The organism is Achromobacter dolens (assembly GCF_902859745.1).
GTDB classification, from domain to species: Bacteria; Pseudomonadota; Gammaproteobacteria; order Burkholderiales; family Burkholderiaceae_B; genus Achromobacter; species Achromobacter dolens.
The window spans coordinates 1-12,925 of the sequence record NZ_CADIJW010000083.1 but is presented as its reverse complement, the minus strand read 5'-3'; the positions used below and the strand labels follow the sequence as shown (position 1 = coordinate 12,925).

13 protein-coding genes and 2 riboswitches are annotated in these 12,925 nt (G+C 69.2%); of the genes, 9 read left to right on the top strand and 4 right to left on the bottom strand.

What is annotated here, in order from left to right; translation table 11 throughout:
- From pdxR to HV783_RS28500, 3 genes are all read left to right on the top strand, one after another.
- Positions 1-1,150, top strand: a 1,150-nt coding sequence (gene pdxR, locus HV783_RS28510; RefSeq protein ID WP_175190297.1) for a MocR-like pyridoxine biosynthesis transcription factor PdxR, incomplete at its 5' end; no start/stop codon positions are given.
- A 128-nt stretch (positions 1,151-1,278) separates the two neighbouring features.
- Complete coding sequence (locus HV783_RS28505) at positions 1,279-2,067, top strand: PhzF family phenazine biosynthesis protein (RefSeq protein WP_116791793.1); 789 nt, start codon at positions 1,279-1,281, stop codon at positions 2,065-2,067.
- 152 nt (positions 2,068-2,219) lie between these two features.
- Entirely contained in the window at positions 2,220-2,963 is a 744-nt protein-coding gene (locus HV783_RS28500; RefSeq protein WP_054501985.1) for a sulfite exporter TauE/SafE family protein, read from the top strand.
- A gap of 137 nt (positions 2,964-3,100) precedes the next feature.
- Here the strand turns inward: HV783_RS28500 and HV783_RS28495 are convergent, their stop codons facing one another.
- Positions 3,101-3,382 carry a type II toxin-antitoxin system Phd/YefM family antitoxin gene (locus HV783_RS28495; RefSeq protein ID WP_054501986.1) on the bottom strand — a complete coding sequence of 94 codons (282 nt, stop codon included), beginning with the start codon at positions 3,380-3,382 and terminating at the stop codon, positions 3,101-3,103.
- 163 nt (positions 3,383-3,545) lie between these two features.
- Positions 3,546-4,775, bottom strand: a complete 1,230-nt coding sequence (locus HV783_RS28490; RefSeq protein WP_054501987.1) for a D-amino acid dehydrogenase — start codon at positions 4,773-4,775, stop codon at positions 3,546-3,548.
- Between the two features lie 44 nt (positions 4,776-4,819).
- Positions 4,820-4,906: riboswitch (glycine riboswitch) on the bottom strand.
- Position 4,907: 1 nt separating this feature from the next.
- Positions 4,908-4,998: riboswitch (glycine riboswitch) on the bottom strand.
- Positions 4,999-5,134: 136 nt separating this feature from the next.
- Between HV783_RS28490 and blaELC the strand changes: the two genes are divergently transcribed.
- The 6 genes from blaELC (at position 5,135) to HV783_RS28460 (ending at position 10,990) form a co-directional block, all read left to right on the top strand.
- Entirely contained in the window at positions 5,135-6,427 is a 1,293-nt protein-coding gene (gene blaELC / locus HV783_RS28485) for an ELC family class C beta-lactamase (RefSeq protein ID WP_254604087.1), read from the top strand.
- Between the two features lie 85 nt (positions 6,428-6,512).
- Complete coding sequence (locus HV783_RS28480) at positions 6,513-6,938, top strand: CopD family protein (protein ID WP_054501989.1); 426 nt, start codon at positions 6,513-6,515, stop codon at positions 6,936-6,938.
- Positions 6,939-7,072: 134 nt separating this feature from the next.
- Complete coding sequence (locus HV783_RS28475; RefSeq protein WP_054501990.1) at positions 7,073-7,912, top strand: MetQ/NlpA family ABC transporter substrate-binding protein; 840 nt, start codon at positions 7,073-7,075, stop codon at positions 7,910-7,912.
- Positions 7,913-8,003: 91 nt separating this feature from the next.
- Positions 8,004-9,113 (top strand): methionine ABC transporter ATP-binding protein, encoded by a 1,110-nt coding sequence (locus HV783_RS28470; RefSeq protein WP_054501991.1) that lies wholly within the window; start codon positions 8,004-8,006, stop codon positions 9,111-9,113.
- Positions 9,091-9,747 carry a methionine ABC transporter permease gene (locus HV783_RS28465; protein ID WP_026383015.1) on the top strand — a complete coding sequence of 219 codons (657 nt, stop codon included), beginning with the start codon at positions 9,091-9,093 and terminating at the stop codon, positions 9,745-9,747. The genes HV783_RS28470 and HV783_RS28465 overlap by 23 nt, the downstream gene beginning before the upstream one ends.
- Before the next feature lie 46 nt (positions 9,748-9,793).
- Complete coding sequence (locus HV783_RS28460) at positions 9,794-10,990, top strand: trans-sulfuration enzyme family protein (RefSeq protein ID WP_054501992.1); 1,197 nt, start codon at positions 9,794-9,796, stop codon at positions 10,988-10,990.
- 50 nt (positions 10,991-11,040) lie between these two features.
- Here HV783_RS28460 and HV783_RS28455 read toward each other — a convergent pair whose 3' ends face one another.
- The gene (locus tag HV783_RS28455) at positions 11,041-12,111 is read right to left on the bottom strand and encodes a hypothetical protein (RefSeq protein WP_054501993.1); all 1,071 of its coding nucleotides are present in this window, start codon (positions 12,109-12,111) and stop codon (positions 11,041-11,043) included.
- 52 nt (positions 12,112-12,163) lie between these two features.
- Positions 12,164-12,607, bottom strand: a complete 444-nt coding sequence (locus HV783_RS28450; RefSeq protein WP_175190296.1) for a hypothetical protein — start codon at positions 12,605-12,607, stop codon at positions 12,164-12,166.
- Positions 12,608-12,925 lie beyond the last annotated feature (318 nt).

The following is a 12,925-nucleotide window of genomic DNA, read 5'->3' as shown; positions in this document are numbered from 1 at the left end:
CGCCGCGGCGGGCGGGCAGGCCGCCGGGGCCGCCGATCCGTCGGCCCCGGCCCCGCGCCGTGACGCGTCCTCCTTCATGGCGCGCAGCGCCGACGCCTCGCTGTTCCCCATGGAAACCTGGCGCAAGGGCCTGATGGCCAGCGCCCGGCGCGTCACGCCGGCGCAACTGGCGCACGAGGATCCGCTGGGCTGGTATCCGCTGCGCGAGCAGATCGCCCGCTACCTGGGCGCCGCGCGCGGCATCGCCTGCGACGCCGGCCAGGTGGTGGTGCTGACCGGCATCCGCGACGGCCTGGACCTGAGCGCGCGCCTGCTGCTGACGCCGCGGGACAAGGTGCTGGTCGAAGACCCCGGCTACCTCAACGCCGAGCCGCTGTTCAGCCAGTACACGCGGCGCATCGTGCCCATCGCCATCGACGAGCACGGCTTCTCGGTCGCGCGCGCCCGGCGCCAGCGCGGCGCCCGGCTGGCGCACGTGACGCCGGCGCATCAATCGCCCACCGGCGTCACCATGCCCGTGTCGCGTCGCCTGGAACTGCTGGATTGGGCCGCGCAGACCGGCTGCTGGATCCTCGACGACGACTACGACAGCGAGTTCAGCTACGACGGCGCGCCGCTGGCGGCGCTGAAAAGCCTGGACAGCGCCGACCGCGTGATTCACTTCGGCAGCTTCAACAAGACGCTCTTCAATGCCTTGCGCATCGGCTACGCGGTGGTGCCGCGGTCGCTGGCGCCGGCCTTCGCCCGCGCGCTCTATGTCACCGGACGTTCGTGCAGCGTGATCGAGCAGATGACGCTGGCCACGTTCCTGGAGGACGGCGGCTTCGCGCGCCACGTGCGCAAGGCGCGCTCGGTCTACGCCGGCCGCCGCGACCGCGTCATGGCCATGCTGCGCGAGACGTCAGGCGCGGCGCCGCTGCGCGTCAGCGGCGAGCAGACCGGCTTTCACCTGGTGTGGTGGCCGCCGTCCGGCTTCGACGTCGCGGCCCTGCTGACCCGCGCCCGTGAATGGGGCGTGGGCATCCAGCCGGTCGCGGACTTCTGCCGGCGGGTGTCCTGGCCGCAAGGCGTGGTCATCGGCTACAGCGCGCGGCAGGACGCCGACCTGGACCGGCTGGAGGCGCTGCTGCGCGAGGCCATGCCTCGCTAGCGCCCTTCAATCCGGGGCTGGCCTGCGCGGGCGGGCGCCTGGCGGCCAGGCGCTCGCCGTTTTCGTAGCAAAATGCCGCATGGCGTGCCCGCGCGCGCCGCCGACTTCATCGCATCCGAGGATCTTCCATGCCGCAACTCGATCTCTACCAGGTAGACGCCTTCTCCGCCGCGCCCTTCGGCGGCAATCCCGCCGCGGTGGTGCCGCTGGACGCCTGGCTCCCGGACGCCACGCTGCAACGCATCGCCGAGGAAAACAACCTGTCCGAAACCGCCTATGTCGTGCGGCGCGGCGACCTGTACGACCTGCGCTGGTTCACGCCCGCGGTCGAGGTCGACCTGTGCGGCCATGCCACGCTGGCGACAGCCTGGGTGCTGTTCGAGCAACTCGGGGCCAGGGACGAGGTGCTGCGGTTCGCCACCCGCAGCGGCGAACTGCAGGTGCGTCGCGCCGGCGACGGCCTGGCGATGGACTTCCCGGCCAAGCAGCCGCTGGCCGAGGCCGTGCCGCCCGGCCTGTTGCAGGCCCTGGGGCTGGCCGAGGCGCGGGCGCTGTACCGCACCGACGACTACCTCGTCGTGATCGACGACGAAGCGCTGATCGACGGCCTCAAGCCGGACTTCGCCGCGCTGGCGGCCTTCGACGTGCGCGGCGTGGCGGTGACCGCGCCGTCCGCGCGCCACGATTTCGTGTCGCGCTGGTTCGGCCCGCGGGTGGGCGTGAACGAAGACCCGGTGACCGGTTCCGCGCATACCTCGCTGGCGCCGTACTGGGCGCAGCGCCTGGGCAAGACGGTCCTGAGCGCCGAGCAGGGCGGGGCGCGCAAGGGGCAACTGCGCTGCGAGGTGCGCGACAACGGCCGCGTCATCATCAGCGGTCAGGCGGCGCTGTACCTGCGCGGCGCGATCTTCCTCTGATTGCGCGGGGCCGCGGGCGCCATTACCGAAAACCTATCGCCTCATCAGCACTTCAAATACGCGCCGCGCCGGGGCGCGCCTAGAATCTGCCGTCACAAGACACGGACCGGCCGACACGCGTCGCCGTTCACGACAACGAGGAGAGGCAGGGCATGGATGCGGTGTGGATAGTGGCGATCGGCGCGGCCGCGGCAGGCTTCGTGCAGGGGCTGTCGGGCTTTGCCTTCGGCATGGTGGCCATGTCGTTCTGGGCCTGGGTGCTGGACCCGCGGCTGGCGGCGGCGCTGGCGGTGTTCGGCGCGCTGACCGGACAACTGCTGGCGGTGTTCTCGGTGCGCCGAGGCTTCAATTGGCCGCTGCTGTGGCCGTTCCTGCTGGGCGGGCTGGCCGGCATCCCGCTGGGCGTGCTGGTCCTGCCGCACCTGGACATGGACTGGTTCAAGGCGGTGCTGGGCGCGTTGCTGGCGCTATGGTGCCCGGTGATGCTGGTGGCGCAGCGCCTGCCCCGCATTGGCGGCAACCGCTGGGGCGACGGCGCGGTCGGCCTGGCGGGAGGCGTGCTGGGCGGCATCGGCGGTTTCGCCGGCAGCGTGCCGACGCTGTGGTGCACGCTGCGCGGCTTCAACAAGGACACGCAGCGCGCCGTGATCCAGAACTTCAATCTGTCGATGCTGTCGGTGACCATGGCGATCTACCTGGCCACCGGCATCGTTACGCGCGACATGGCGCCGATGTTCGCGGTGGTGGCGCCGGCGATGCTGATCCCCACGCTGCTGGGCACGCGTTTGTATATCGGCATTTCCGACGTGACGTTCCGTCGCGTGGTGCTGGGGCTGCTGACGTGCTCGGGCCTGACGCTGCTGGCGTCGTCGGTGCCGCAACTGCTGGCGCGCTAGCGATGCCGATGACCGGCGTGTGGCGGCATTGCGGGCATGGCTGCGGGAAGAGGCGGGGCATCTTGCCGTCGTCCGACCCGCAGGGCGCTCAAGCTGCAGGTCTTCGTCGGCGCCATCAAGCAAAAGAACTTGATGGTTCACTCTTCGTCTTCGTCATCCAACGCATCTATGCGGGCGAACACGTCTGCGGCAGGCGAGACTCGGCCTTCCTCGATTTCCCGCCGTCCGTGGGCAAGCAGTTGTAGCAGGGCCATCGCTTGCTCCTGCTCCTCGAAACTCTTGACGTCCATGACGACGAGCTTGGCTTCGCCGTTCTGCGTGATGAGCAGGGGTTCGCGTGTTTCGGTCAACGTCGTGACGATCTCGGCGGCGTGGCTCTTGAGGTAGGAGATGGGTTTGACTTGGGTCGAATACTTCATGGCGCGGACTCCCTGTGGTTAGGGTCTGGACTGACTGTAGTCTTTATTTAGTCCGACCATGAATTGGGGTGGGTCTTATTGTCCCGGGAGAACAATGGTCTTTTTTTGGTGCGTTTGTCCATCGCGGTCATGATCTCCCGGCGTGCCATCTCCTGGCATGGGCTTAAGGCAACGCCACCGCCTGCCTGACGCTCGCCGCCAGCATCTGCGCCGTCGCCGCCGACAGCGTCCATCCCAGATGCCCGTGCCCGGTGTTGTAGAACACGCCCGGCCGCTTACCGGGGCCGACGCGCGGCATCATGTCGGGCATCATCGGCCGCAGGCCGCACCACGGCACCACGCGGGCGGTGCGCACGCCGGGGAAATGGCGGCGGGTCCAGTCCACCAGCGGCTGGATGCGTTCGGCGCGGATGTCCAGGTTGAAGCCATTGAACTCGGCGGTGCCGGCCACGCGGAAGCGGTCGCCCAGGCGGCTGGTGACGATCTTGGCGGCCTCGTCCAGCAGGCTCACGGTGGGCGCGGCGGCCTGGCTCGCGGCGTCGTCCAGGTGCACGCTGATCGAGTAGCCCTTGACCGGGTAGATGTTCAGGCGGTCGCCCAGTTGCCGCGCGAACTGGCGGCTGGCGGCGCCGGCGCAGACCACGATGGCGTCGGCTTCGTGCTGTTCGCGCCGCGCGCCCTCTGCACGCGCGATATCCAGCACGTAGGGCAGGCCGTCGCGGCTGATGGCGCGGATGTCGGCATCCTGTTCGAAACGCACCCCGCGCCGCAGGCACGCCTGCGCCAGGCCGCTGGTGAACTTGTGGATGTCGCCGGTGGCGTCGGACGGCGTGTAGAAGCCGCCGTGGCAGGGCGTTTGCAGCGTCGGCTCGATGCCGCGGATTTCCTCGGGCGTGACGGCGTGCCGCTCCAGCCCGCCTTCGCGCAGCAGCGCGTTGGCGCGGCGCGCGGTCTCGAAGCTGGCGGCGTCATGGTAGATGTGCAGGATGCCGCGGCGCTGCAGGTCGAAGTCGATGCCTTCGTCCACCGCCATGGCGTACAGGTGCTCGCGCGCTTCGATCGCCATGCGGGTGGTGGCGATGGTGTTCTGGCGGTAGTTGCGGATCTGCCCCATGAACTGGGCCAGCCACGAATACTTGTGCCAGCTCGGGCGCGGATTGAGCAGCAGCGGCGCGTCGTGGCGGCCCAGCCAGCGCAGGCCCTTCATGATGGTGGCGGCGCTGTTCCACACTTCGGCATTGCTGGCGGACAGTTGGCCGCCGTTGGCAAAGGACGTCTCCATGGCGGGATAGCGCTGGCGGTCGTAGACGGTGACGTCGTAGCCCAGTTTGCTCAAGGCGTAGGCGGACGTGACGCCGGTGATACCGGCGCCGATGATGGCGATGCGGGGCATGATGGCTCCAGATGGCGTGGCCACGACCCAATGATCGTGGCACCCCATCTGTCTCTGTACCTGAGAGCTTCACCCGGGCGCGGCGGCGCGGGTTCCCCTTCGGTGGGCGCCAGGCGCCTCTCTCCAGATTGTCTAGACCGCGCAGTCCTGTTGCCTGAGAGTTTCCGGGGCGGTTGCTCCGTCGGCGCCCGCCACGGGGGCGGGACTCTTCTGCGGGGTTTTGAATCGACGCACCGAGAATAGCCAAAATTCGGCGCGGGCGGGACTCAGGGTTAATACCAAGGGGGCGCCGGATTGGCTCTACACTGGGCGCCGAACCGCCGGCACGCGCCGGCCGGAAAACGAAAGGACGACCCCGCATGCGCGCTCCGGCAATGTTCCGTATTTCCCTGCTGTCCATGACGTTGACGCTGGCCCTGGCCGGCGCCGCCTCGGCCGGCCCGGCCGTCGCGCAAGCGCCCGCCGCCAAGGCAACCACGGCATCGACCTCCGTATCCACGCCCGCATCCACGCCCGCATCCTCGCCGGCATCCACCGCCAAGGCATCCGCGACGCCGGCACCCGCGTCCGCCAAGGCCGATCGTGCCACCGCCGCCGTCGACGCCGCCGTGGCCGAGGTCATGCGCGAGTACGGCATCGCCGGCATGGCCATCGGCGTCAGCCGCGACGGCGAGCAGCGCTTCTTCAACTACGGCGACGCCTCGCGCGCGCCGCGCCGCGCGGTCTCCAGCGACACCCTGTTCGAACTGGGGTCGATCAGCAAGACCTTCACCGTCACGCTGGCCGCCTACGCCCAGGCCACGGGCCGCCTGTCGCTCACCGACAGCCCGGCCAAGTGGGTGCCCGAGCTGCAAGGCAGCGAATTCGCCAGGCTGACGCTGGTGAACCTGGCCACGCACACCGCCGGCGGCTTCCCCTTGCAGGTGCCGGACGCGGTGCAGAGCATGGCGCAACTGATGGACTACCTGAAGGCCTGGACCCCGCGGTACGCGCCTGGCACGCGCCGCACCTACGCCAACCCCAGCATCGGCATGCTGGGCGTGGTGGCGGCGCGCGCGCTGGGCGAGCCCTACGTGGTGGCGATGGAGCAGCGGCTGTTTCCCAAGCTGGGCCTGCGCGATACCTACCTGGAAGTGCCGCCGGGCAAGATGCCCGACTACGCCCAGGGCTACGACAAGCAGGATGCGCCGGTGCGCGTGAACCCGGGCGTGCTGGCGGACGAGGCCTATGGCGTGAAGTCCAGCGCCCGCGACATGCTGCGCTTCGTCGAGATCAACCTGGGCACCGCGCCGGTCGATGCCACGCTGCAGCGCGCCATCGCCGAGACCCATACCGGCTATTACCAGTTGGGCGCGATGACGCAGGACCTGATCTGGGAACAGTACCGTTACCCGGTGTCGGTGGAAGACCTGGTGCACGGCAATTCCGCCCAGGTCGCGTTCGAGACCCTGCCGGTCAAGGCCCTGCAACCGCCGCTGGCGCCGCAGCAGGCAGTGTGGATCAACAAGACCGGCGCCACCAATGGCTTCGGCGCCTACGTGGCGTTCGTGCCGTCGCGCAAGCTCGGCATCGTGATCCTGGCCAACCGCAACTATCCGAATGAGGCGCGGGTGCGGCTGGCGTTGCGGGTGCTCAAGGCGCTGGCGCCGTGAACGCCGGCGTCGGTCTTTGCCGTAGCGCAAACCCGTCGGACCCGATTCCACCCTGGCGCGCGCCGCTGCGGCGATAATCGCGCGCATGACCTACCAATTACTCAAAATGCTGCATGTCGCCGCCGTGGTCGCATGGCTGGGCGGCTCCCTGTTCGTGTCGCTGTTCCTGCTGTCGTCGCAGCCGCCCGACAGCGACGAGGCGCCCAAGGAACGCAGGATGCTGGGCGCGCTGCGCCGCTGGACGCTGTTCGTGACCACGCCGGCGATGGTGCTGGCCTGGCTGGTCGGCCTGCACCTGGCCGTGACCTTCGGCTGGTTCGCCATGACCTGGATCTGGATCAAGATCGCGCTGGCGCTGGTCCTGTCGGGCCTGCTGGGCGTGCAGAGCGCGGCCTTGCGCCGCCAGTCGCAGGGCAGCGTGAAACGCGCGCCGCTGGTCGACCTGTACGCGCCGCTCACGGTGGTCGCCGCGGCGGTCATCGTGACGCTGGTGGTGGTCAAGCCGTTCTGAGGCGCCACTTATGCGCCGGCGCCATATCCAAACGCCCCTGTAATAACGACTCAACCAACTATTCGTTCGCGCGCGCAGGGGCCATCCCTAGAATCGTCTCCTCATAACCGTATCGACTGAGAAGCGATTTCCATATGACTCCCCGCACTTACACCGCCCGCGCGGGCACGCTGGCCAAGGCCCTGCTGGGCGCCGTGCTGGCCGCGGCCGCCATGTTCCACGGGCCGGCCTTCTCGGCCGATCCCAAGCCGCTCAAGGTCGGCGTGCGCGGCGGCGTCGACGAACAGATCTGGGAAGTGGTGGCGCAGGTCGCCAAGAAGAACGGCCTGGCCGTCGAGCCGGTGGTCATCACCGGCACCGCCAGCCCCAACGAGGCGCTCAACAACGGCGACCTGGACGCCAACGCGTTCCAGCACATCCCGTTCCTGAACGACCAGATCAAGCAGCGCGGCTACAAACTCGTGTCGGTGGCCAATACGCTGATCTCGCCCATCGCCTTCTATTCGAAGAAATACAAGTCGCTGCAGGCCCTGCCCGAAGGCGCCAAGGTCGGCATCCCCAACGATCCCAGCAACCAGACCCGTGCGCTGGTGATCCTGCGCGACCAGGGCCTGATCACGCTCAAGGACGGCTTCGATCCGGCCACGGGCACCGCGACGCTGGCCGACGTGACCTCCAACCCGCGCAAGCTCGACTTCGTCGAAAGCGCCTCGGTGGTGCTGGCGCGTTCGCTGCCCGACGTCGACACCGCCGCCATCGTCAACAGCTTCGCCTACCAGGCCGGGCTGATCGCCACGCGCGACGGCATCGCGGTCGAGAAGAAAGAGAACAACCCCTACGTCAACATCATCGCCGTGCGCGAGAAAGACAGGAACGCGCCCTGGGTGCCCGAGCTGGTCAAGGCCTATCACTCCGAGGAAGTGCGCCAGTTCATCCTGAGCAAGTACGAAGGCTCGGTGATCCCGGTCTTCTGAGCCGGAACGCGCGGCGGCGCCAGCCGGCGCCGCCGCCATCCTCGCTCGCGGAGCGGCACGCGCCGCCGCGCGGGCGGCTCGGGAACACAGCATGATGCAACACGACATCCCCCTGGCGGATCCGGCCCTGCGGCCCGCCGCCGACGCGGCGCAAGACGCCCACATCGTTTTCGACGGACTGCAGAAACGCTACCAGGGCCCGCAGGGCACGGTAACGGCGCTGGCCGATATCTCCTTTTCCATCGGGCGCGGCGAGGTGTTCGGCATCATCGGCCGCAGCGGCGCCGGCAAGTCGACGCTGCTGCGCTCGATCAACATGCTGGAGCGGCCCAGCGCCGGCCAGGTGCGGGTCGACGGCGTGGACGTCGGCGGCCTGGACGAAAATGCGCTGGTCGGCCTGCGGCGCCGCATCGGCATGATCTTCCAGCACTTCAACCTGCTGTCGGCCAAGACCGTGGCGCAGAACGTGGCCTTGCCGCTGCGTGTCGCGGGCGTCAAGCCGGCCGAGGCGCGCGCCAAGGTCGACGCGCTGCTGGACCTGGTCGGGTTGCGCGACAAGGCCGACACCTATCCTTCCAAGCTGTCCGGCGGCCAGAAGCAGCGCGTGGGCATCGCCCGCGCCCTGGTGCATGACCCGGAGATCCTGCTGTGCGACGAGGCCACCTCGGCGCTCGACCCCGAAACCACGCAGTCGATCCTGGCGCTGCTGCGCGACATCAACCGCAAGCTGGGCCTGACGGTGGTGCTGATCACGCACGATATGGCGGTGATCCGCGAGGTCTGCCACAAGGTGCTGGTGCTGGACGGCGGCCGCAAGGTCGAGCACGGCGAGGTCTGGCGCGTGTTCGGCAATCCCCAGGCCGATGCCACCCGTGCGTTGCTGCGGCCGTTGCAGCATGACCTGCCGGCCGACCTGGCCGCGCGGCTGGTGCCGGACCTGCAAGGCGGCGCGGGCCTGGCAGTGCTGCGGCTGCGCTTCACCGGGCAGGGCCGTCCCGAGGGCGTGTCGCTGCAGGCGTTGGCGGCGCTGGGGCCGGGCGCGACGCTGTTGCATGGCGGGCTGGACCGCCTGCGCGGCCACGCCCAGGGCAGCCTGCTGGTGTCGGTGCCGGCCGCCGTTCTACAGGAAGAGGCCGCGCGCGCCGCGCTGGTGGCCGATCAGATCGAGGTACTGGGCTATGTCGCTGCCGATGCTGGATAAATACCTGCAGGCCTTCCTGCAGACGCTGACCATGGTGGGCGTGTCCGCGCTCATCGCGATCGCCGCCGGCCTGACGCTGGCGGTGGTGCTGACCGTCACCGCGCCGGGCAACCTGTATCCGCGTCCGCGCCTGAACAAAGCGCTGTCGATCACCGTGAACACGTTCCGCGCCATCCCCTTCATCATCCTGCTGGTGGCGATGCTGCCGTTCACGCGCATGCTGGTCGGCACCACGCTCGGCACCTGGGCCGCGATCGTGCCGCTGTCCGCCAATCTGGTGCCGTTCTTCGCGCGCATCGCCCAGGTCAGCCTGAACGATGTCGACCACGGCCTGGTGGAGGCCGCGCGCGCCATGGGCTGCCGCCGCTGGCACATCGTGCGCCATGTGCTGCTGCCCGAGGCGTTGCCCGGCATCATCGGCGGCATGACCGTCAGCGTCATCGCCATGATCAACGCCTCGGCCATGGCCGGCGCGGTGGGCGCCGGCGGCCTGGGCGACCTGGCCATCCGCTATGGCTACGAACGCTACGAGACCCGCGTGATGTTCGAAGTGATCGTGATCCTGATCGCGCTGGTCTCGATCGTGCAATTCACCGGCGAATGGCTGTCGCGCCGCGCCGACCACAAGCGCTGACGGCGCCGCGCCGTCCGCATCCCCGAGCTGATTCCCGGAGGTATCCATGTCCGACTCGCAACACCACGGCTTCGCCACCCGCGCCATCCACCTGGGCTACGACCCGCTGGACGAGCAGGGCGCGCTGTCGCCGCCGCTCTACCTGACCTCCACCTACACCCAGGACAGCATCGAGGCCTTCGACCGCATCCGCCTGGGTGAACAATCGGGCTACGTCTACGGCCGCACCCGCAACCCGACCCAGGCCCTGCTGGAAGAGCGGCTGGCCTCGCTCGAAGGGGCCGAGGCCGGCGTGGTCACCGCGTCGGGCATGGCGGCGATCTCGGCCACGCTGCTGTCGCTGCTGCAAAGCGGCGACGAGATCGTGGTCGACCAGATCGTCTACGGCACCGCCTTCACGCTGTTCGCGCAGGGGCTGCCGCGCCTGGGCATCAACGCCGTGTTCGCCGATTTCACGCGCCCGGAAACCGTGGCCGCCGCCATCGGCCCCAAGACCCGCGCGGTCTATTTCGAGACGCCGGCCAACCCCAACCTGCGGCTGGTCGACATCGCCGCCATCTCGGCCATCGCGCGCGGCAAAGGGCTCTTGACCATCGTCGACAACACCTTCGCCACGCCCGTGCTGCAACGGCCGCTGCAACACGGCGCCGACATCGTGCTGCACTCGGCCACCAAGTACCTGGGCGGCCACGGCGACCTGCTCGCCGGCGCGGTGGTCGGCCGCAAGCAGCACATCGACGCGATCCGCCTGCAGGGCCTGCGTTACTTCACCGGCGCGACGCTGTCGCCGTTCACCGCCTTCCTGGTGCTGCGCGGCCTGAAGACGCTGGAATTGCGGGTCGAGCGTCACAGCGAATCGGCATTGAAGGTGGCGAAGTTCCTGCGCGAACACGCGGCGGTGGCCGACGTGTTCTATCCGGGCCTGGCGGGCACGGCCGGCGCCGAGATCGCGCAGCGCCAGCAGGCGGCCGGCGGCGGGCTGGTGGCGTTCGAGTTGAAGGGGGGGCTGGCCGCGGGCCGGCGCCTGCTGAACAGCCTGAAGCTGGCGCGCATCGCTGTCAGCCTGGGCGATCCGGAAACGCTGATCCAGCATCCGGCCACCATGACGCACGCCAGCTATACGGCCGAAGACCGCGAAAAGTATGGCCTGTCGGAAGGCCTGCTGCGCTTGTCGGTCGGGCTGGAAACCGCCGCCGACATCCTGGCCGATCTGAAGCAGGGGCTGGATCAGGCTGGGAGCTGACGCTCGATCGCGCCCGACCCGCCTTCGCGCCCGGGCGCCGACGACCCGCGTCAGCGCAGCACCGAGGTCAGGCTGTCGAACTGCTGCGATTCCAGCCGCGCGCGTTCCTCGGTCAGTTGGCGCACCGCCAGTTGATGGGCGCGGAACCGGTTCAACAGGCTGTCGCGGTCGAACACGATCTCGTTGTGCTCCACGCGCCACGCGCGGCGGTTGTCGTCGAGCAGATTGATCATCTTCTCGAACTCGTCCAGCGTCTGGCGCTCCAGCTCCCAGTTGCGCGCCAGCGTTGCCTTCTGCTGCGGCCGCGCCTTGATCGCGCCTTCGACCATGCGGTCCTTCTGCTGCTCGCTCAGGTCGAGCGAGCGGATGGTGACGGGCACGTCGGCCAGCAGCCGCTGGTTCTGCTGGCTGTATTTCCGCACCACGCGCTGCGATTGTTCCAGGATCAGCCGGCTTTCCACCATGCCGCGGTCGCGCGCCAGACGGTTGGGGATGAAGAGGTCCGACAGCCGCACCTCGTCCAGTTCCTTCATGTAGGCGCGGTACTGCGCCACCCGCTGTCCCAGGATGATCTTGACGCCGCGCTCGATCTCGCCATACACGCCATGCGCCTTGGGGGTGGCGTCGATGTCCGGCACGTCTCCGGGCGGATGGTCGGGCGCGTTGAGCGCGGCGCGCATCCATTCGCCGGTGCGGCGGATCTCGGCCAGCGCGGTGGCCTTCTGCGTTTCGCGATAGGCCGCGAGGCCGGCCAGGACGGCGGCCGCGGCCGCCAGCAGCAGGCCGGTGGCGAAGGCCGCGCGCATGCGGTGCAACGGCGTGCGAAAGCGCTTGAACAGCGACAGGGCCAGGATCACCAGGGCGGCGGGCAGCACCAGCGCGATGGCGCTGCCGACCGCGCTGCCGACGCGGTAGCCCAGCGACTCGGCGGGGTCCGCGACGCCGTCCGCGCCGTCGGACTTGAAGATCAACAGGAGCAGCCACAACCCGATGTACAGGCCCCAGGTCCATGCCCGCAGGGCGCGGCTGGGTCGTGGGGAACCGCGCGCCGCCGATGTCGCGGACGGCAGCGGCGTGTTGGCGCCTTCCGGGCTCAGGGTGGGTTCTCTACGTGTTTCCACGGCGGGCGGCAGCCACGAAATATTTAGCCGCAGATGTTACCGTGAGGGCTTTTCAGGTGCAATGCGGATCGCGCCGCCAGCCGACCCAGTTGCCTTCGCCCTCGAAGTGATGGATACCGCGTTTGGCCACGGCCAATCCCTCGCGCAGCGCCTGCACGTCCAGTCCCGGCATGTGCCGCAGCAGCGCCGGCGGCAGGGCGGCCAGGTCGAGGTGTTCCTGGCCGAACTCGACCGCCATCGGCGAGCCGTCGTCGCGCACGCGGACGTACCATAGGCCTTCCATGTAAGCGCCGGCCCACGGATCGGGAAACAGCGCCTCGGTGAAGCGGAAACCGAATTCGTCGATGGCCTCCCACGGCCAGAACTGGCGCCGGCCGCCCGTCGCTTCGGTGCCCATGGCGCGGGTGAAGCCGCTGTCGTCGAAGCGGATGGTTTCGGCGTAGGGGTCGGGCGGCGCGGGCGGGCCGGCGAACAGCCGTTTGAGCAGGGACCACATGGCGGCAGGGGGCAGTCGAAAGAGGGCAGCGGGCAGTGTAGCGGCGCGGATTGCTGCCGCAATGTTACAAGCATTGATCCACGTCAACGCCCCGCCTCGGCACGCCGGTTAGGGTAGATGTTTTTTCCTGACGGGTCGCCGGCGACTGGCCGGCCGCCGCGGCTCTGACCTCACGCGCAGCAAGGATTGCAACGATGACTGACAAGACCCCGCAAGCTTCCGGATCGCCCGCCGAGAACGACGACGGCGCCACGGCCCCGCGCGCCGCCAAGCGCACCGCCGCGCCGCGCAAGGCCACCCGCTCCGCCGCGGCCGGCA